The sequence below is a fragment of the Bartonella sp. AP72JLCBS genome (assembly GCF_042195705.1).
In the GTDB taxonomy this organism is placed as follows: domain Bacteria; phylum Pseudomonadota; class Alphaproteobacteria; order Rhizobiales; family Rhizobiaceae; genus Bartonella.
Window position 1 is genome coordinate 214,797 of record NZ_JBHIOU010000002.1, and the last position, 21,714, is coordinate 236,510.

At 36.3% G+C, this 21,714-nt stretch carries 15 protein-coding genes and 1 pseudogene; 12 read left to right on the plus strand and 4 right to left on the minus strand.

The features are described from left to right. Positions 1-84 precede the first annotated feature (84 nt). Entirely contained in the window at positions 85-2,715 is a 2,631-nt protein-coding gene (locus tag ACFILO_RS02210; protein ID WP_375672024.1) for a ribonuclease E/G, read from the minus strand. Between the two features lie 587 nt (positions 2,716-3,302). Between ACFILO_RS02210 and ACFILO_RS02215 the strand changes: the two genes are divergently transcribed. The 3 genes from ACFILO_RS02215 to prfB all read left to right on the plus strand — a co-directional run bounded on the left by ACFILO_RS02215 (position 3,303) and on the right by prfB (position 8,465). Continuing rightward, positions 3,303-4,532 (plus strand): N-acetylmuramoyl-L-alanine amidase, encoded by a 1,230-nt coding sequence (locus ACFILO_RS02215; protein WP_375628086.1) that lies wholly within the window; start codon positions 3,303-3,305, stop codon positions 4,530-4,532. A gap of 168 nt (positions 4,533-4,700) precedes the next feature. Continuing rightward, positions 4,701-7,166 (plus strand): penicillin-binding protein 1A, encoded by a 2,466-nt coding sequence (locus tag ACFILO_RS02220; protein WP_375613444.1) that lies wholly within the window; start codon positions 4,701-4,703, stop codon positions 7,164-7,166. Between the two features lie 170 nt (positions 7,167-7,336). Then, a protein-coding gene (gene prfB, locus ACFILO_RS02225; RefSeq protein WP_375652594.1) for a peptide chain release factor 2 occupies positions 7,337-8,465 on the plus strand; the annotation gives its coding sequence in 2 pieces (ribosomal slippage) (positions 7,337-7,405 and positions 7,407-8,465; 1,128 coding nt in all). Positions 8,466-8,803: 338 nt separating this feature from the next. Here the strand turns inward: prfB and ACFILO_RS02230 are convergent. From ACFILO_RS02230 to ACFILO_RS02240, 3 genes are all read right to left on the minus strand, one after another. Beyond that, the gene (locus ACFILO_RS02230) at positions 8,804-9,289 is read right to left on the minus strand and encodes a peroxiredoxin (RefSeq protein WP_375628092.1); all 486 of its coding nucleotides are present in this window, start codon (positions 9,287-9,289) and stop codon (positions 8,804-8,806) included. 190 nt (positions 9,290-9,479) lie between these two features. Next, positions 9,480-10,733: a tyrosine--tRNA ligase gene (tyrS, locus tag ACFILO_RS02235; RefSeq protein ID WP_375677768.1), complete on the minus strand. Its 1,254-nt coding sequence runs from the start codon at positions 10,731-10,733 to the stop codon at positions 9,480-9,482. A gap of 322 nt (positions 10,734-11,055) precedes the next feature. Continuing rightward, positions 11,056-11,736, minus strand: a complete 681-nt coding sequence (locus ACFILO_RS02240) for an alpha/beta hydrolase (protein ID WP_375613441.1) — start codon at positions 11,734-11,736, stop codon at positions 11,056-11,058. A gap of 160 nt (positions 11,737-11,896) precedes the next feature. Here ACFILO_RS02240 and ACFILO_RS02245 point away from each other — a divergent pair, with 160 nt between their 5' ends. From ACFILO_RS02245 to ACFILO_RS02285, 9 genes and pseudogenes are all read left to right on the plus strand, one after another. After that, positions 11,897-13,072 carry a cysteine desulfurase family protein gene (locus ACFILO_RS02245; protein WP_375629814.1) on the plus strand — a complete coding sequence of 392 codons (1,176 nt, stop codon included), beginning with the start codon at positions 11,897-11,899 and terminating at the stop codon, positions 13,070-13,072. Between the two features lie 139 nt (positions 13,073-13,211). After that, on the plus strand, positions 13,212-14,723 hold the full coding sequence (gene sufB / locus ACFILO_RS02250) for a Fe-S cluster assembly protein SufB (RefSeq protein ID WP_375613439.1): 1,512 nt from the start codon (positions 13,212-13,214) through the stop codon (positions 14,721-14,723). Positions 14,724-14,882: 159 nt separating this feature from the next. After that, positions 14,883-15,638, plus strand: a complete 756-nt coding sequence (sufC, locus tag ACFILO_RS02255) for a Fe-S cluster assembly ATPase SufC (RefSeq protein ID WP_375618156.1) — start codon at positions 14,883-14,885, stop codon at positions 15,636-15,638. An 11-nt stretch (positions 15,639-15,649) separates the two neighbouring features. Next, the gene (gene sufD, locus ACFILO_RS02260) at positions 15,650-16,912 is read left to right on the plus strand and encodes a Fe-S cluster assembly protein SufD (protein ID WP_375629817.1); all 1,263 of its coding nucleotides are present in this window, start codon (positions 15,650-15,652) and stop codon (positions 16,910-16,912) included. Between the two features lie 10 nt (positions 16,913-16,922). Next, on the plus strand, positions 16,923-18,167 hold the full coding sequence (locus tag ACFILO_RS02265) for a cysteine desulfurase (protein ID WP_375613437.1): 1,245 nt from the start codon (positions 16,923-16,925) through the stop codon (positions 18,165-18,167). Then, positions 18,160-18,561, plus strand: coding sequence for an SUF system Fe-S cluster assembly protein (locus tag ACFILO_RS02270; RefSeq protein ID WP_273787976.1), 402 nt, complete (start codon positions 18,160-18,162; stop codon positions 18,559-18,561). Before ACFILO_RS02265 ends, ACFILO_RS02270 begins: the two co-directional genes overlap by 8 nt. An 83-nt stretch (positions 18,562-18,644) precedes the next feature. Then, entirely contained in the window at positions 18,645-19,394 is a 750-nt protein-coding gene (locus tag ACFILO_RS02275; RefSeq protein ID WP_375677769.1) for a site-specific DNA-methyltransferase, read from the plus strand. Next, positions 19,391-20,284, plus strand: coding sequence for a DNA methyltransferase (locus ACFILO_RS02280; protein ID WP_375677770.1), 894 nt, complete (start codon positions 19,391-19,393; stop codon positions 20,282-20,284). The genes ACFILO_RS02275 and ACFILO_RS02280 overlap by 4 nt, the downstream gene beginning before the upstream one ends. A 22-nt stretch (positions 20,285-20,306) precedes the next feature. Next, positions 20,307-21,113, plus strand: a pseudogene (locus ACFILO_RS02285) (DEAD/DEAH box helicase family protein); the annotation flags it as partial. Between the last annotated feature and the right edge of the window lie 601 nt (positions 21,114-21,714).

The window sequence follows — 21,714 nt, forward strand, 5'->3', positions numbered from 1 at the left end:
ACCACACCATAAAAGTTGGTCAAAACGTTTTCTATAATTGTTTATTTGAACCGCCACAGTTTTCTGTGGCGGTTTTTTTAATCCTTAATTTTTCGAAAGAATTCTGCGTTTCCACCAACCAATACGTTCAGTTTTGGAAGAATCATTAGGCGTTGATGAAATAACAACGGGTTGATTAATTGTTTCTTCAATTTGGGAAGGAGAGGTTTCGATAACTTTCTCCATCTCGATTACAGTTTCTTGCTCTAATATTTTTTGTATTTGCGTTGTCTCTTTAGAAGATGATTTTTTACGTGTTCCACGTGTTGATTTTTTACTCTTTTCAAGAGCTTTATCTTCTACCTCATGAATAGCTTTGTCTGCTTTTTTTGTTTTAGTTTTACGCACCGGACTGGTTGTAGGTTTTTCTTCAAGAGATTTTTGTTCTGCAATATTTTGATCATTCTCTAAAGAAAGTTGATTTTCTACTACTTTTGAAGAACGTGTTTTACGTTTTTTAGGTTTAATACTTGTATCATTTTTTTCAGATTCACTCTGTTGTTGTATATCTAGAGCTTGTGTATTATTTTTTGTTTCTTCAAGTTCAAAAGATTTAACAGGTGAAACACGACGTTTGCGATGCGCTGCTTTAATTTCTGCTAAAGCTTGCTTAGCAAAATCTCCTACTGGTTCTGCATAAGGAACGCGAATCTGATGAAAATTATTATCTTGATTGCGTCGACCACCACGACGTCCTCGACGACGTCCTCGACGATAAGAATCATCATTTAAGGTATCTTCTTTTTTATGAACGTTGGAGAGAGAATGATCAGTAATTTCACCGTGACGATTTTTGCGCCGACGCTTTTGGTTTGTTTCAATGGGAGAAGGATTTTCAATAGATTCACTTTTTATGAAAACAGAATCTTCAATTTCTTGCTTATTGTCATCTTCCAATGAAGATTGAGAAATTCTCTCTGCTATTGAGCCTTTAGAAATAACAAGATGTTGTGTTCCAATACTATCATCTGCTTCAATACTAATATTAAGTTTAAAGCGAGCTTCTAAATTAACAAGAATATTGCGTTTATGATTTAATACATAAAGCGCTGTTGCTACGGGGGTGCGCACGATAATATTATGTTGCGAATTATGAAGAAGATATTCTTCAATTGAGCGCATGACATGTAACGCAATTGATGATTCAGAACGTATATTTCCTGTTCCTGCGCAATGTGGGCAGGGCTGTGTCGTACTTTCTAAAACCGATATGCGAATACGTTGACGACTCATTTCTAAAAGGCCGAAGTGTGAAATATGACCTACTTGAATACGAGCACGATCGTTTTTTAAACAATCTTTTAATTTTTTTTCGACCAGCTTCACATTGCGTTCTTCAAGCATATCAATAAAATCAATCACAATTAAACCAGCAAGGTCACGCAAGCGTAATTGACGCGCTACTTCTTCAGCAGCTTCAAGGTTAGTTTGTAAGGCTGTCTTTTCGACAGAGAATTCTTTCGTAGAGCGGCCAGAATTTACGTCAATAGCAACAAGTGCTTCTGTTTGATTAATAACAAGATAACCACCAGATTTTAAAGAAACCTGTGGTTGCAACATTTTATCAAGTTGAATTTCAATATTATTTCTTGCAAAAATGGGCGTAGGATCACGGTAAGGTTGCACAACTTTTGCATGACTTGGCATGAGCATACGCATAAAGTCTTTCGCTTCACGATATCCTTGGTCTCCAGAGACAAGAATTTCACTAATGTTCTTATTATAAAGATCTCGTATAGAACGCTTGATGAGATTGCTTTCTTCATGGACAAGGCATGGTGCCGTTGACTCGAGTGTCAAAGTGCGAATAGTATCCCATAACCGCATAAGATATTCATAATCACGTTTAATTTCAGCTTTTGTTCTATTGGCACCAGCGGTTCGTAAGATAACGCCCATACCTTTTGGAACGGCTAATTCTTTTACGATTTCTTTAAGACGCTTACGGTCTTGTACGTTCGTAATTTTTCGTGAAATACCACCACCACGTGCTGTGTTGGGCATTAGAACAGAGTAACGACCAGCTAGAGATAGATATGTTGTAAGGGCAGCACCTTTATTACCACGCTCTTCTTTGATAACTTGTACCAACAAAATTTGACGTCGTTTAATGACTTCTTGAATTTTATACTGGCGCCCTTGTTTTCTTTGATAAATCGGGAGCTCTTCACGGATGTCCTCAGCACCGACCATTTCAATCTCATCATAAGAGATATTGGCATTTAATGCTTCTTCTGTATTATCAATTATTATCGCTTCAGATGTGATATCATTTTCAATATCGGCTGCTATAACATTGTTTTTTTCACTTTTTTTTGTTCTTCTGGAGCGTTTTTTATTTTTAGTTGCTTCTTCCGTAAAGGTATCTACAGAATTTTCTCCTACAGCTTCTTTTTCTTCTTCTTCAAGAAGAGCAAGGCGATCAGCAATAGGAATTTGATAATAATCAGGATGAATTTCAGAAAATGTTAAAAAACCATGTCGGTTTCCACCATATTCAACAAAAGCCGCTTGGAGAGACGGTTCTACACGCGTAATACGTGCGAGATAAATATTCCCCTTGAGCTGTTTTCTATGTTCTGATTCAAAATCAAGTTCTTCAATTTTGTTGCCGTGAACAACAACAACACGTGTTTCCTCCGGATGGGAGGCATCTATAAGCATTTTGTTTGACATAAGTTAATATCCTGAAGGCGACATGCACAATTTTATTCAAACGAATGCCATAACTATTCGTAAACATAAAAGGCTGTCTGCCATAAAAGGGAGGTACCAGAAAAACAGGACGAAACACCACGTGCAAAGGCATGACTGCATTTACACCATTTCTCATCATTATTTCCATCTGTTTTTTATGACTCATATTTTCTTAAAAGTCTCCGGTAAAATAATCTTTAAAACAGTTCGGATATCCGAACCAACGAATCTTAAGTAATGCAATCCTAATGTTACAACATAGAAATTTTTCATCCATAAAAAAGTCTCAACGCATAATAGACAAAAAACTTCTAAAGACAACTTAATATGAGTTACAGATAATTTAGATGACTATTATCAGCTAGGAAGCATAAATATTCTTTTATGTTGATATCATGCGTTTGGCAAGTAACAATGTAAATCATGTATAATTATAATATCTTTATGACCTTAATTTCGTTTTGAGGTGTTTATTTAGCTTTTATTGAAAAATAGATAATAAATTGGTGTATCGTTTTATGTAACCAAGATAAATTATTACAAAGGTAATGTAGAGTATTTTGCTTATGATAAGAGTTTTTTTTACCAAAAAGCTGAAAACAGCTTATGGGGATGTTATTGTGCTCGTCACATACTTTTTATTATCTTTTTTGCTACTCCAAACTAGTGTTCAAGCCGCAGATCCTCTGAGACTTATTAATTTTCGAACCATTGGTGATAGTATTCATACGCGTATTATTGCGGTTTTTAATTCAAAACCAAATGTTCGTTTACAGATTTTTGACAGGCCCGCACGTTTGGTTATCAATTTACCTACAATTGACTTTTCGATGCAAAATACGCCTTTAAAGAAACGGAATACATTATCCGTTATGCTTTCAGATGTGCGTTATGCTTTCTCTGACATACAGACTTCACGCATTATTTTGACAAGTAAAACGGCTTTTGTGGTTGAAAAAAATGTCGTAAAAAAATTAAATAATGGTTTATGGCAGTTGCTGATTGATATTCGTAAAAGTACACAAGAAAAATTTGATGAGATATTAAAAAAACAGCAAAGAAGCAATTTTGATACAAAAACACAGTTAATGCCAGCATATAATTTCCGTGTTGTTCTTGATCCTGGTCATGGTGGTATTGATGGCGGTGCACGGGGTGTTACTGGAATTTTAGAAAAAGATGTGACTTTAGACTTTGCGCGTGCATTGCGAGACGAATTACAAAAGGATTCTCATATTACCGTTGCTTTAACACGAGATTCCAATATTTTTTTAAGACTAAGTGAAAGAGTTAAAAAAGCGCAAGAGTTTGATGCTGATCTTTTTATATCTATTCACGCAGATACGATTGATCTACATTCTCTTCGCGGTGCCACAGTGTATACCATATCAGATAAAGCCTCTGATGCCATTGCAAAATCTTTAGCTGAAAATGAAAATAAAGTTGATTTGCTTGATGGTTTGCCTGCAGATGAAACGCTCGAAGTTACAGATATTTTGATGGATCTTACACGACGTGAAACACATACATTTTCGGTTAATTTTGCAAATAGTGTTATTTCAAGTTTATCAAAGAATCATATTAACTTGATTAATAACCCACATCGGTATGCTAATTTTCAAGTTTTAAGAGCTTCAGATATACCCTCAGTCTTGATAGAGATAGGTTATTTATCCAATAAAGAGGATGAAAAGTTATTAAATGATCCTCATTGGAGAAAACAAATGGCAGCCTCTATTGCTCATTCTATTCGTCAATTTGCTGATTATAGGCAGAAAATGATACAGCCTCTTTAAATTTATGAGAAAATAGAGTATCAATATGGGCTTCTAGTGTACCCTGGTATAAATAAAAGATAGAAAACAATTTCTCTTGATCTCAATCTTGTGGTGATATCCACTTGGTGTGTTTGAAGTAACGTATTTTTTCTTTAATTAATTCTTAAGAAAGCGATAGCCGTTTTTATGATGATTTTTTTAAGATATCTTCTTCGTTTTTTTATTGCTATTGGACTTTATGGTGCAATAACGTGGGGTGTTATGACCAGTGGTCAAGCAAATGCACTCCCTGATTATGAAGTTCTTTCACTTTATGAGCCGCCGGTAATGACCCGTGTCCATGCTTCTGATGGCCGTCTTATGGCAGAGTTTGCAACAAAACATCGCCTCTATTTACCGATTCAATCAATACCAAAGCTTGTTATAAATGCTTTCATTTCAGCTGAAGACAAAAACTTTTATCATCATTTTGGTTTAGATCCTGAAGGACTTTCTCGAGCTTTGATCAATAATATTCGTAATATTGGTTCTGGAAGACGTCCAGAGGGTGCATCAACTATAACGCAACAAGTCGCTAAAAACTTCCTTTTAAGTTCAGAAACAACGTTAGAACGTAAATTTAAGGAAGCTATTTTAGCAATGCGTATTGAGAAAACTTATTCAAAAGATCATATTCTCGAACTTTATCTCAATGAAATTTATCTGGGTCGTGGCACTTATGGCATAGCTGCTGCTTCATTGACCTATTTCAATAAATCCGTCAATGACCTGACGCTAGAACAATGTGCTTATTTGGCTGCTCTTCCAAAAGGACCAGCAAATTATGATCCATTTAAGAATACACAGCGTGCTATTGATCGGCGTAATTGGGTTATAGACCGGATGATTGCAAATGGATATGTAACGCGTGAACAAGGTGAAAAAGCGAAAGCTAAACCTTTAGGAGCGACAATACGTGGGAGTGATAGCTATGTTTTTGCGGCTGATTATTTTACTGAAGAAGTACGGCGTCGTTTAATACATCGCTATGGGGCTAAAACACTTTATGAAGGTGGGCTTTCCATTCGTACAACGCTTGATCCGCATTTACAACTTATTGCGCGACGTGCTTTGCACGATGGATTAATTAGATTTGATCATGCGCAAGGATGGCGTGGAGCTTATGCGCATATTGATGAGAAAGGTGATTGGGGGACAGAACTTGCAGATATCACAGGGCTAAGTGATGTTCCTGAATGGCGTTTAGCTGTTGTTCTTTCTACTAATCCCAACAAAGTAGAGATTGGTTTACAGCCACAGCGCGAAGCTTCAGGTATATTATCAAAAAAACGGGAAATTGCTGTTTTATCTGAAGCTGATTCAAAATGGGCACTCCATGTTGTAAAAGAGAATGGTTATCGAAAAACTGTTCAGAGCTTATCTCATGTTCTGCAAGTTGGGGATGTCATTTTTGTTGAAAAACTATCCAATACAAACAACACTTATCGTTTACAACAAATTCCAAAGGTTGAAGGTGCAATTGTTGCTATGGAACCTCATACAGGGCGCGTTCTTGCTATGGTGGGAGGATTTTCTTTTGCAGCATCTGAATTCAATCGTGCAACCCAAGCTTACCGCCAACCGGGGTCTGCTTTTAAGCCTTTTGTTTATGCAGCAGCTCTTGATAACGGATATACACCAGCATCCGTTGTTTTAGATGGCCCCATTGAAGTTCGTCAATATAATGGTGAAGTTTGGCAACCCAAAAATTATGGGGGTACCTTTGCAGGACCTTCAACGTTGCGTTATGGTATTGAGCGTTCTCGTAATCTTATGACAATACGGCTTGCCAATGATATGGGAATGCCTCTTGTCGCTGAATATGCAGAACGCTTTGGGATCGTAGATAAATTGCAGCCTTATCTTCCCATGGCTTTAGGGGCTGGCGAAACAACAGTATTACGAATGGTTACAGCTTATTCCGTTATTGCCAATGGCGGACGCTCTATTAAACCTTCTCTGATAGACAGAATTCAAGATCGTTATGGGAAGACAATTTATCGTCATGATGATCGTATTTGCGAAAATTGTAATACGAATTCATGGAATAATCAAAGTGAACCCACATTGATTGATGAGCGAGATCAAGTTCTTGACCCTATGACGGCTTATCAAATTACATCGATGATGGAAGGGGTTGTTCAGCGTGGTACTGCGGCACGTTTACGTTATCTTAATCGACATATTGCTGCTAAAACAGGAACAACCAATGACTCTAAGGATGTCTGGTTTATGGGATTTACTCCTGACATTGTCGTTGGTATTTTTGTCGGTTATGATCAACCAGCTCCGTTAGGATATAATGGAACAGGAAGTTCATTAGCTGCACCTATTTTTGGTGATTTTATGGCAGATGCTCTTAAAGGGAAGCCAGATGTTCCCTTTAAGATGCCAAAAGGTATGATTTTAATGCCAATTAATCGGAAAACAGGAATGCTTGCCGAAAGAGGAGATCAAGATGTCATTATAGAAGCATTTAAACCAGGGACTGGGCCTGCTGATATATATCAAGTTATTGGGAGTACAAATTCTTTTCAAGAAGGTGTTCCTGCAGTAACGACTTCTCCACAAGTCAACAAAGCACTTGAAAGTGGGACAGGTGGGCTGTATTAATCGACAAAATCTCCTTTTGCCATGAGTCATGGTTTTTATCTCTTTTTTACAATGTCGGTTCTATAAATAGAGTGATAGAACTGTACCATTTTCTGATAGCAGCTATTAAATTTGTATAAAATGCTAAGAGATACAAACAAAAAGAGTTTTTAAAAATACGGTGTTAAATTATGCGAGCAGAAATAGAAACATTAGTTGATGAAATCCAGAAAGCAATACAATTGCTAAGGGGGCATCTTTGACTGGGATCAATCACTAAAGCGTCTTGAATATCTTAATCAAAAAGCGGAAGATCCATCATTATGGGATGATGCACAACGAGCACAGGATATGATGCGTGAGCGTCAACGTCTTGATAATTCAATCAATGGTCTTTTATCATTTACAAAAACACTTGAAGAATGCATTGAGCTTATTGCGATGGGCGAAGAAGAAAGTGATGTGGAAATTATCGCTGATGCAGAAAGATCAATACGTAATCTTAAAAATGAGATAGATAAAAGGCAAATTGACGTACTTCTTTCAGGAGAGGCAGATCCGAATGATACCTATTTAGAAGTTCATGCTGGAGCAGGGGGAACAGAAAGCCAAGATTGGGCTTCTATGCTCTTACGTATGTATATGCGATGGGCTGAACAGCATGAAATGAAGGTTGAGATTTTAGAAATTCATGATGGAGAAGAGGCAGGAATAAAGTCAGCGACTATTCTTGTAAAAGGGCATAATGCTTATGGAATGTTAAAAACAGAATCAGGTGTTCATCGCTTAGTGCGGATTTCTCCATTTGATTCGAATGCAAAGCGCCATACCTCTTTTGCGAGCATTTGGGTTTATCCAGTTATTGATGACAATATTGAAGTTGATGTTTCAGAGGCAGATGTGCGTATTGATACATATCGTGCATCTGGAGCAGGGGGACAACATGTTAACACGACAGATTCTGCTGTTCGCATCACACATATAAAAACGGGTATTGTTGTTCAATGTCAAACAGAGCGTTCTCAACATAAAAATCGCGCTACGGCTTGGTCGATGTTGCGTGCACGGCTTTATGAAGAAGAGCTTAAAAAAAGAGAAGAAGAAACCAATGCTGCTGAATCTTCTAAAACAGAAATTGGATGGGGGCATCAAATTAGATCTTATGTTCTTCAACCCTATCAGCTTGTCAAAGATTTGCGTACAGGAATTGAAAATACGGATCCACAATCCGTACTTAATGGTAATTTAGATGCATTTATAGAGGCAGCACTCGCACGGCGTATTTATGGACAAGACAAAGAAATTGAGGATATTCGTTAATTATATATCCTTCCTTCAAGCCATGTAGATTTTTTCTTAAGCTGTTCGTTTCATGGATGCTGTGATGTTATATAGCCTTTGATACTTTAAAGGTTTAAAGGGGGATTTTCTTGTTCCTTTCTTCAACTTTTTCTCACACGCTAATTCTGCTTATGATATTGCAAGTGATAGGAAGAATCTGAAATCAGAAAATTTTGCGATATTCGGGGGACTAATATAAATGTAAAACAATTCATTATCCTTATAAATCAATATATTGTAAAAATTGAATCCGTTGAAAAACTAAAATCAATTAGGGAGAATAACTTTTGCTTTTGAAGGTAAATCAAACACTCAATTTACAAGTTACCATTATGATATAAAAGTGTTGCAGTAGCTAAAACATTTTCAGCATGCCCAGATACGCTTACTTTGCGCCATTCTTCTGCTATTATTCCATTTGCATCAATTAAAAAAGTGCTCCGTTCAACTCCCATATATTTGCGTCCATACATGCTTTTCTCAACCCAAACACCATAAGCTTCGAGGGTCGTTTTTTCTTCATCAGAAACCAAGATGACATCAAGTTCATGTTTTATTTTAAATTTATCATGTTTTTTTACATTATCTGGAGAGATTCCAATAACAGAAACACCGATTTCATCAAATTTCATCTTTAATTTTGTGAAATCAAGTGCTTCACTTGTGCAACCACTGGTGTCATCTTTTGGATAAAAATATAAAACAACAGGCTTTCCTTTAAAGTCAGAAAGACACACTGTCTCTCCTCCATCGCGCGGCAAAGTAAAATCAGGAGCAAGAGCACCTTTCATTGGTCTTGTCATTGTTTTCATCTTTCTTTTTTGTGTAACAGGTATAAAATATCAGAGTACACAGAAGAAAAGAACTATTCAACTCTCTAGAATTTTATCGTTTTGAAGAGACTTTTATTTCCCTAACAAAATTTGCCCTATCACAACGATTGAATTGAAAGAACAAGCTCGACGTGAACAACATAAACAAAACAGCAAAAGATTATACTGGTTTCATCACAACATGTTTTTTCTTACCAAAAGAAAGTTTAATGGTTCCTTCTGCACTGACATCCCCTTCAATAATAAGATGTGTTTCATCCTCAATAATTTGATCATTTACACGGACACCTCCACCTTGAACGTGTCGGCGTGCCTCTCTATTAGATCTAGCGAGTCCTGCTTGTACTAAAAGAGTGAGCAATCCAACACCTTTTTTTAATTCTGAGGCATTAATTTCAACAGTTGGAAGATTTTCTCCCAGAGTTTTTTCTTCAAACGTCTTGCGAGCCGTTTCTGCTGCTGCATCAGCAAGAACACGTCCATGCAACATTGCTGTAATTTCTGTTGCAAGAATTTTTTTTGCTTCGTTAATTTCAGTTCCTTGTAATAGAGAAAGTTTAAGAATCTCATCCATCGGCAATGGAGTATAGAGCTTTAGAAATCGTGTTACATCAGCATCTTCTGTATTGCGCCAGTATTGCCAAAATTGATAAGGTGAAAGTTTATCCGCATTTAGCCATACAGCCCCATTCAATGATTTACCCATTTTGGCACCGGAAGAGGTTGTCAGCAATGGTGATGTTAACGCATATAATTGCGGTGTTCCTAAACGATGTCCTAATTCGATTCCGTTAATAATGTTGCCCCACTGATCAGAGCCCCCCATTTGCATACGCAACCCATAACGTTTATAAAGTTCAACAAAGTCATAAGCTTGCAGAATCATATAATTAAACTCTAAGAATGACAAAGAGTGCTCACGCTCAAGTCTGAGTCTGACAGAATCAAATGACAACATACGGTTGACAGAAAAATGCTTTCCTACATCACGCAAAAATTCTAAGTAGTTTAAATTGCATAACCATTCAGCATTATTCACAATACAAGCATCGGTTTCTCGGTCACCGAATGTCAAATAGTTAGCAAATACCTTTTTAATCCCATCAATATTTGCAGCAATATCATCTTGTGTCAGAAGGCGTCGTGCTTCGTCTTTGAAAGAAGGATCACCAATCAATCCGGTTCCTCCACCCATTAAAGCAATGGGGCGATGACCCGTTTTTTGTAACCAATAAAGCATCATAATCTGAAGAAGACTTCCAGCATGTAAACTCGATGCTGTTGGATCAAATCCAGTATAAGCGCTTACAGTTTCTTTTGAAAAAAGATCATCTAAGCCTTTTTCATCTGAAATTTGGTGGATAAAACCACGTTCGCTCATAATGTGTAAAAAATCAGATTTAAAGGCAAACACAGATTTAATTTCCTAATTTAAGAGTGCATTTATTGTATATAATAGGCGATTATATAACGAATTATTAATGCGTTATCTATCATAACTGACGCACACCTCACAAGAGAAAGAGACATATTGGTAGTATAAAGATAATAATACAGGTATTATTTCCTTTTTACGCTAAAAAAGAAACTTCTTAGTAATAGAAAAAAGGTGTTCTGTTATTCTCATTTCTATCCTGAAATAAAATTTAGAAAAATTTTAAATGCAGACTAAAAAAATTACTTTGTTATGATCAGAGACGATTTTTGCTAATTTTTTATAAATCTATCGTATTTTCCTAAGTTAGTGAAAGTATTTCAGGAGGAGGAGCGAGAAGTTCATTGGAGATATGGTTATCCAAATAGTGGGCACATCGTTCAATAAGTTTTTCATGACATCCACTGAAAAAGTGATTAGCCTCTTCCAATATTTCTTGTGTAATGATGATACCTTTTTGTGTTTTTAATTTATCGACAAGTATTTGAACATCTTTTGGAGGGGCAACTTTATCGATACCGCCATGAATGATAAGTCCAGAAGAGGGACAAGGTGCAAGAAATGAAAAGTCATAAACATTAGGCTGAGGGGCAACTGAGATAAATCCCTCAATTTCCGGTCGGCGCATTAAAAGCTGCATACCAATCCATGCTCCAAATGAGTATCCTGCTACCCAACAATTTTTAGAGTCTGGATGTTGTGTTTGAACCCAATCGAGAGCAGCAGCAGCATCTGAAAGTTCTCCTATTCCATAATCAAATTCACCCTGACTACGACCAATACCACGAAAGTTAAAACGTAAAGTTGTAAAGCCACGTTGTTGGAACATATAAAAAAGGTCATAGACAATTTTATGATTCATAGTTCCACCAAATTGGGGATGAGGATGCAAGATGATCGCAATGGGTGCATTTTTTTGTTGTGAAGGTTGATAACGCCCTTCGAGCCGACCCGCAGGACCGTTAAAAATAATTTCTGGCATAAAATGCTCCTTAATGCAATAAAAGGCTCTCTTTGACCCTGGTCGACTTTTACCATAGAATCTCTTAAATAATTATTAGATATTCTTTTTTTAGTGCACTTTTCAAGAAAATTGCGCTATTTTTTTAATCAATTCATAAGATTAATGATTGCGATGTAAAATGGTTATAAAACGCCGATATTTTGATCATAACGCAACAACACCACTCAAAAAAGTGGCACGGATAGCGTTACTGGAATCTTTAGAGATATTTGGTAATCCATCATCGGTTCATAAGGAAGGGCGTGCCGCTAAAACTTTGTTGCAAAAGGCCCGTCGGCAAATCGCTGAAAATCTTAAAACAGATCCAGATCACGTGGTATTTACCTCTGGTGCGAGTGAAGCCGCAATGACTTTGTTAACACCTTTTTACAATATGGGGAAAGCAAAAGTTAAATTTTCTCATCTTTACCTTGGAGCGACTGAACATCCCTCTGTTGCAGAGGGAGGACGTTTTTCTAAAGAATTGATAAGCGTCATTGATGTTGATCAAGATGGGCTCATACAACAAGATAAATTAACATCACTCTTAACGGTTCACGATAAAACAAAAGGTTTACCTCTTGTTGCTATTCAAGCTGCAAATAGTGAAACGGGTGTTATTCAACCGTTAACAGAAATCGCCGCTATTGTTCGGGATTTAGGAGGCACTCTTATAGTTGATTTGACACAATATGTAGATAAAAATTTTGTGGATATTCATCAGCTAGGAGGAGACTTTTTTATACTGTCTGCACATAAAGTTGGCGGTCCTAAAGGAATCGGTGCTTTTGTTTCATGTGGTAATCTTCTCATGCCACACCCTCTTATTATTGGGGGAGGACAAGAAAAAGGTCTCCGTGGAGGAACAGAAGCATTGCCCCTTATTGCTGCTTTTGGGGCAGCAATGACTGATTGCTTCACACAGGAGGAAATAAAACAGTTAATATATTTACGCAATAAATTAGAAGCTGGACTACAAAAAATAAGTAAAAATGTTGAGATTTTTGGCAAAAGAGTTCAACGTTTGCCAAATACAACTTACTTTACCGTGAAAAATATAAAAGCTGAAACGATGCAAATTGCTTTTGATTTAGAAGGGTTTTCTTTATCATCCGGCTCTGCCTGTTCTTCGGGAAAAGTAAAACAAAGCAAAGTGTTGGAGGCAATGGGGTATCATGTTCCAAATGGTGCCATTCGCATTTCGCTAGGACGTGGCACAACTTCTGAAGATATCGATGATTTTCTGTCGTTTTTTTCTCAAATTATAAGCAGGAAAAAAGGGGAAGATTTATCATCAGAAAGTTATAAAAATTAGAATTATTTTAAAAATAAAATAAGTTTGATTGAAATTTTTGCACTTTACCTATAGCCTAGGAGATAACTTGCTTACTTTAATCTTGTAAAAAACAAGACTTTAGTTACCGGTTTTTGACGCCAAAAAATGGAGAAAATTTATGCCGGCAGTACAAGAAACGATACGCCAAGTACGTGAAATAGATGTTGACCAATATAAATATGGTTTTGAAACCAATATTGAAACCGATAAAGCTCCAAAAGGCTTAAATGAGGATATTATCAAATTTATTTCCGCTAAAAAAAATGAGCCTGAATGGATGCTAACATGGCGCTTAAAAGCTTACCGCCGTTGGCTGACAATGCAAGAGCCTCATTGGGCGCGTCTTGAATATCCTAAAATTGATTTTCAGGAGCTTTATTATTATGCTGCTCCAAAAAATCATACAGGACCAAAATCTTTGGATGAAGTGGATCCTGAGTTATTAGCAACGTACGAAAAACTTGGCATTCCCCTTAAAGAACAAGAGATTTTGGCAGGAGTAAGAAAACAGTCTGATCCCTCCACTTTTGATGACAGTATGTCTGTATCGGGGCAGGTGGCTGTTGATGCAGTCTTTGATTCTGTTTCTGTTGTAACAACATTCAAAAAAGAGCTGGCACGTGCTGGTGTGATTTTTTGTTCTATTTCAGAGGCGATTATTGAACATTCTGAGCTTATTAAAGAATATTTAGGAACAGTTGTACCTATAAGTGATAATTATTATGCGGCCTTAAATGCAGCTGTCTTTACAGATGGTTCATTTGTTTATATTCCTAAAGGGGTTCGTTGTCCTATGGAGCTTTCAACTTATTTTAGGATTAATGAACGCAACACTGGCCAATTTGAACGAACATTGATTATCGCCGCTGAAGATTCCTATGTTTCTTATCTTGAAGGGTGTACAGCACCCCAACGTGATGAAAACCAACTTCATGCTGCTGTTGTTGAGCTTATTGCCCTTGAAAATGCAGAGATTAAATATTCTACAGTACAAAACTGGTATCCTGGCGATAAAGATGGAAAGGGCGGTATTTATAATTTTGTGACGAAGCGTGGAGATTGTCGAGGTGATAGCTCTAAAATTTCATGGACACAAGTTGAGACTGGTTCTGCGATTACTTGGAAATATCCATCCTGCTTACTCCGTGGTAATAATGCGCGTGGAGAATTTTATTCTATTGCCGTTGCAAACGGTTATCAACAAATTGATTCCGGTACAAAAATGATTCATTTGGGAAAAAATACTTCCAGTCGTATTATTTCCAAAGGTATTTCTGCAGGTTTTTCAAATAACACGTATCGAGGACAAGTCACAGCGCATCGAAAAGCACAAAATGCGCGTAACTTTACGCAATGTGATAGTTTGTTAATCGGGAATGATTGTGGTGCGCATACAGTTCCTTATATTGAAGCAAAAAATGCAACAGCTCAGTTTGAACATGAAGCCACAACATCAAAAATTTCTGATGACCAACTTTTTTATGTTATGCAAAGAGGAATTCCCGAAGAAGAAGCTATCGCATTAATTGTAAATGGTTTTGTAAAAGAGGTCATTCAAAAACTTCCCATGGAATTTGCTGTCGAAGCACAAAAGCTTATTAGTATTAGCCTTGAAGGTAGTGTTGGATAATTTTATTTAATGAGATAAATAGAAGACTTTATGTAAAAAGGCTGTAACGGTAGCACATAATGCTAAAAATGACCTCTATGGTAATTACAAAAGTAGATGGATGCTAAGGTAAAATAATACGCATTGATATCTGAAAAACAGCCAAAACAGGATTAAATTATGTTAGAGATCAAAAATTTGCACGCCCGTATTGCTGAAACCGATACAGAAATTATTCGTGGTTTAAACTTGACAGTTCAAGATGGAGAAGTTGCCGCTATCATGGGACAAAATGGAGCCGGAAAATCAACTTTATCTTATTTGCTTGCTGGTCGTGATGATTATGAAATAACAGAAGGAGATATTCTCTATAATGGACAATCACTTTTAGAAATGGATCCAGCAGAACGTGCTGCATATGGTGTTTTTCTTGCATTTCAATATCCAATGGAAATACCAGGGGTAGCAACAATGGAATTTTTAAAAGTTGCGATGAATTCTCAACGCAAAGCGCGAGGTGACGAAGAACTTAAAATTCCTGAATTTATAAAATGTGTTAAAGAAGTTTCAGCCAAACTTGAAATAGATATGGATATGCTAAAGCGTCCATTAAATGTAGGTTTTTCAGGTGGAGAAAAAAAACGCGCTGAAATTTTACAAATGGCACTTCTTGAACCTACACTTTGCATTTTAGATGAAACGGATTCTGGTTTAGATATTGATGCACTAAAAATTGTTGCAGATGGTGTTAATAAACTTCGGGATTCAAAACGTTCATTTTTGGTGATTACCCATTATCAACGGCTGCTTAATTATATTATTCCTGATACGGTACATGTTCTTTATAAAGGACAAATTATCAAAAGCGGTGATAAATCCTTAGCGCTTTATTTAGAGCAAAATGGGTATGCTGATCTTATTAGGGAAGCGGTTTGAGGTTATTAAATATGAATGCACAGCAAAACTTGTTAGCGGTTGAAGAAAATATACTCAGTAATTTCAATCAGTATGTAAACCACTTACCTGGTGATAAAGCTGTACAGGAAATCCGCAAGAAAACTATTGAGCAGTTTCAAATGACACGGCTTCCTTCCCGTAAAATCGAAAGTTGGCATTATACCAATCTGCGTACCTTACTGAAGTCTATTAGCAATTTTTCAAAAGCTCAAGACAATCAATTGGTTGATGCATTGCTTTCAGAAAGTGCTGTTTTCTCCATAAACAATGGAAAAACATCGATAGAGTCAAAGGTAGACAACATTGCAGTAAAACGCCTTTCAGACGCATTAGAAGATAATTCTGTACAGATAAATCAAAATATTTCTGATGAAGATTTTATTGGACAGTTAAATACAGCTTTTGTTACAGATGGTTGGCTTTTTCACATCCCTGAAAATACAAAGTTAAATATCCCCATTGAATTACAAAATATACAAATGGGGGGACAATCTCATATTTTTTCGGATATAAAAGTTGATAAAAATAGTCAAGTTATGTTTATTGAACATCAGGTTGGCAATGATAAAGATACCTTTGTCAGTTCAATATTTTCATTAAATGTTGCTGCTGATAGTGATGTTACGTGGATTCTCATTCGCAATCGTGATTTTAATTCTACACAATTTGGTCGATTTTGTGCTGTTCTTGATCAAAGAGCGAAGTTATCACTTTATGTCATTAATATAGGGAGTCAATTAAATCGCCAAGAAATCGATATTGAATTACAGGGAGAAGAATCTGATTTTCAATTACGCGTCATAAATTTATTATCAGGACAAACACATAGTGATCTTACAATGACTGTTCATCATGTGGAAGAAAAATCAACATCAACCGAAATTATACGCAATGTGGTTACAGATAAGGCTGTTGGTGTTTTCCAAGGAATAATACGTGTTTCTCAAAAAGCGCAAAAAACAGATGCACGCATGGCTTGTAATAGCCTTATTCTTTCAGATGATGCAGAATTTAATGCAAAGCCTGAACTGGAGATTTTTGCTGATGATGTTGCATGTGGTCATGGTGCAACAGTTGCTAATATTAATCATGATTATCTTTTTTATCTTATGACACGTGGTATCCCATTTAAAACGGCGCGAGCACTTTTGATTAAAGGATTTATCTCTGAGCTCATTGATGACATCAAGCAAGATAATATTCAAATCGTTTTGGAGAATATCATTAGTAAATGGCTTGAAAAAAATGTTTAAGGTAGAAAAAATGGAAAATAACGTACAAACATTTACTTATAATGTCGAAGAAATTCGGCGTGATTTTCCTATTTTGCACCATCAAGTTTATGGAAAGCGATTAGCATATCTTGATAGTAGTGCTTCTGCCCAAAAACCAATGTCAGTACTCAATGCAATGAATAATTATTATCACTATAGTTATGCTAATGTGCATAGGGGAATGTATTTTTTAGCCAATATAGCAACACAATCATATGAAAATTCTCGTGAAACCGTTCGTGTTTTTCTAAATGCTCAAAAAGCTGAAGAAATTGTTTTTACGAAAAATGCAACAGAAGCTATTAATACTGTTGCTTATGGTTGGGCTATGCCCAAACTCAAGGAAGGTGATGAGATTGTTCTAACGATCATGGAACATCATTCAAATATTATTCCTTGGCATTTTCTCCGTGAACAAAAAGGTGTTAAACTTATTTTTGTTCCTGTCGATGAAAATGGTGTTCTGCACATTGAAGATTTCCAAAAATCTTTAAGCGAAAAAACGCGGCTTGTTGCTATAACGCATATGTCCAATATATTAGGAACTGTGCCTCCTGTTAAAGAGATTATTAAGCTAGCACATCAAAATTCTATTCCGGTTCTTGTTGATGGTTCTCAAGGAGCAGTACATTTAACCGTTGATGTGCAAGATCTCGATTGTGATTGGTATGTCTTTACAGGTCATAAGCTTTATGGACCCACTGGTATTGGTGTTTTGTATGGTAAAGAAGATAGATTAGAAGAAATGCGTCCTTTTCAAGGGGGAGGGGAAATGATCGAGGAGGTAACAACCGATAAGGTTTTTTATAATGCTCCTCCTTACCGTTTTGAAGCAGGCACTCCTCCTATCGTTGAAGCTATTGGATTAACTGCGGCTATTGATTATATACAAGAGAAAGGTCGTAACACGATTCATGCCCATGAGAGGTCCCTTTTAGCTTATGCGCAGGAAAAACTTAAAATGGTTGAGTCATTGCGTATTTATGGTCATTCTCCCAATAAAGGAGCTATTATATCATTTATAATTGAAGGGATTCACGCCCATGATATCGCTATGTTTATTGATAGAAAAGGGGTTGCAATACGTGCGGGAACTCATTGTGCACAGCCTTTATTACAGCGCTTTGGTCTAACATCTATTTGCCGCGCATCGTTAGCCATGTATAACACTCAAGAGGATATAGATCAATTAGTAGAAGCATTGCAAGAAACAAGGACATTTTTTAATGGCTGAATCAATTGAAGAGCGTCATTCTACAGAATCCGTTGAAACTGTAAGCGAAAATAAAAAATCTTACATATCAGCAATTCCAGCAGACGAAATTGATCGTATGACAAATGATATTATTGCTGCTCTCAAAACAGTTTATGACCCAGAGATTCCTGCTGATATTTATGAGCTAGGACTGATTTATCGTATTGATATTGAAGATGATCGTTCAGTAAAAATTGAAATGACTCTTACAGCACCGGGATGTCCTGTTGCGGGTGAAATGCCGGGGTGGGTAGAAAATGCAGTCAGTGCAGTTGAAGGGGTTTCGTATGTTGAAGTCACTATGACTTTTGATCCACCATGGACACCTGATTGTATGTCAGAAGAAGCTCAAATTGCTGTCGGATGGTACTAAAAGTATTGTTAAGAGACTCTAATTTAGCCATTCATGAATAAGCTGTTTACTTTTCACAAGCATTTGAATTTAAGGACGATCGCATGAGTTATAATAAACAAAAACTAGAACTCACTTGGATTGGAAAAGAAAAACGCCCAAAACTAGAGCCTCGTATCTTATTAGAAGATCTTGAAAAATCTTATCACGCTTCGCATCGAATATCATCCCAGGATATTTTTGATAATAAACTTATTTTTGGTGACAATTTGCTCGCACTCAAAGCGCTTGAACAAGAATATATGGGGAAGGTAAAATGTATCTATATCGATCCGCCTTATAATACAGGCAATGCCTTTGAACATTATGAAGATGGTTTAGAGCATTCCATATGGCTCAGCCTTATGAGAGACAGGCTAGAATTGTTACATCATTTACTGGCGGATGATGGAAGTATCTGGATATCAATTGATGATGATGAACAAGCCTATCTTAAAGTGATGATGGATGAAATTTTTGGTCGCCAAAATTTCATCAACAATATTATTTGGCAAAAGAAATATGCTCCACAAAATGATACAAAATGGCTTTCTGATAATCATGATTTTATAATGGTTTATGCTAAAGATAAAACGATTTGGCGCCCTCAATTGCTTCCTCGTTCAAGCGATATGGATGCGCGCTATAAAAATCCTGATAATGATCCTCGCGGTCCTTGGAAATCTGGAGATTTATCTGTAAAAAGAGTAACACCTAAGGATATTTATGAAATCATCACACCTTCTGGACGCAAGGTAATGCCTCCTAATGGTAGAAGTTGGGCTATGAATAAAAAAAATTCTTTGAATTATTGAATGATAATCGTGTTTGGTTTGGTCCAACAGGAAGTAATGTTCCTTCTATGAAACGTTTTTTATCAGAAGTAAAAAATGGTATGGTTTCAATGACGATTTGGCCCTACACAGAAGTGGGACACAACCAAGATGCCAAAAGAGAAGTCAAAATTTTTAATTCTGATAGTGTCTTTACAACTCCTAAACCGGAACGTTTAATGGAACGCATTATTCAACTTGCCACTAATCCCGGTGATCTTGTACTGGATTCTTTTGCTGGTTCTGGCACAACCGGTGCTGTTGCCCATAAAATGGGAAGGAAGTGGATTATGATTGAACTTGGTGAGCATTGTCACACCCACATTATCCCTCGTTTAAAACAAGTCATTGATGGAACTGATCAAGGGGGAATTTCCAAAAGTGTCAATTGGCAAGGTGGCGGTGGATTCCGTTATTATCGCCTTGCACCTTCCCTGTTGCAAAAAGATCCATGGGGACAATGGATTATTAGTCGCGAATATAATGCTGCCATGCTATCAGAAGCCATGTGCAAACATATGGGATTTACCTATGCACCTGATGAAAATCATTATTGGATGCAAGGGTATTCAACCGAAACAGATTATATTTATGTCACAACAAGCGCTATGACCCATGAACAACTCCGTATAATGAGTGAAGAGGTAGGCTCTCATCGCACGTTGCTGATTTGTGGTACAGCCTTTGATACAAAATCAGCATCCTTTGAAAATCTGACACTCACTAAAATCCCCCGTGCAATATTAGAAAAATGCGAATGGGGAAGGGACGATTACAGTTTAAATGTAGCCAATCTTGAACCAGTGATTGTGGTAAAAGAAAACAGCAAAAATAAAGATATTGCGCAAGCAGAATTAGATCTATTTGAATAATATATAAAAAGCGGAGTTTTTCATGAACACTGTTGAAAAAAGGATTTCTGCTCGCTTATCGTTACGTAATCCTCAACGTGAATCTTTAAATATTTTGGTAAAAATCTTAGAAAATATAGAGCTTTCTAAAAATGCTGATTTGGTTACAGAGTTAGAAGTGATAAAAAATCTTTATCCTTCTGTACAAGATTTTGAACGAAATTTTCCCTCTTTTTGTTTTGCCTTAGCAACGGGTGTTGGGAAAACGCGACTTATGGGGGCTTTTATCAGCTATCTTTATTTAACAGGTCATAGTCGCCATTTTTTTGTTTTAGCGCCAAATTTGACTATTTATGAAAAGTTAAAACAGGATTTTAGTCCCCAAAGTCCGAAGTATGTTTTCAGTGGAATGAGTGAATTTATTGCCAATAGACCCGTTATTATTACAGGTGAAGATTATGAAAGTGGTAAAGGTATTCGCGTTGATGAACACCATATTCAAGGACAAAAGCGTTTGTTTGAGAATGGAGATACGGCCTTTATCAATATTTTTAATATTTCTAAAATTAATACAACGGATAATAAAAAAGGCGCACTAAAATCTAGTATTCCGCGAATTAAACGCTTACAAGAAACGATTGGTGAAAGTTATTTTGATTATCTCGCAAATCTTCCTGATTTAGTTTTGTTAATGGATGAAGCACATCGTTATCGAGCTTCTGCTGGTGCGGCAGCAATTAATGAGTTAAAACCTGTTTTAGGAATAGAGCTTACAGCGACACCAAAAACAATAGGTGCAAAACCCGTAGATTTTAAAAATGTTGTCTATAGTTATTCACTTGCAGAGGCTAGAATTCACATTATACAAAAAATACAATAAAGTCAATAGGTTGTTTGCAATTATTTTATATGAATCCACTCAAGAATCCATCTTTTTATACGTGATTCATTTGATCATTTTTTATATAAGATTGCCATGTATGAATAGACCATAAAAAGCAAATCATGATACAAATATTATAACGCATGGGTGTATTCAAATAAAATGAAAAGCAGCTATCATTCATAACAGTTTATAAATTTTATGATATGTTTTTATCACAGCACAAATCACATTGTTTAAAAATTTAGTCGTTTGAAAATATCGATAACATAAATTGTATAGGTTTAAAAAATGGTATGAGTTTTGCTCTTTTTTGAGCTAAACCTTCAAAGGAATAATCGTTTGAAACGGTCATAAGCTTATAGGTTTAGTTTATAAAGATTGCATAAAAAGATTTAAAGACAAGATCGATTTTATAACCACGGTATTTTTTACCGAGGTAGAAATAAAGGTCATGAAATTCAAAACGCTATATCTCATGAAATGAAAAGGCCTTTTAATGAATAGATTGCAGGCTAGTCTTTAAGAACGGAACTATTCGCTTCCACAAAAAAATGGAGGCAAATAA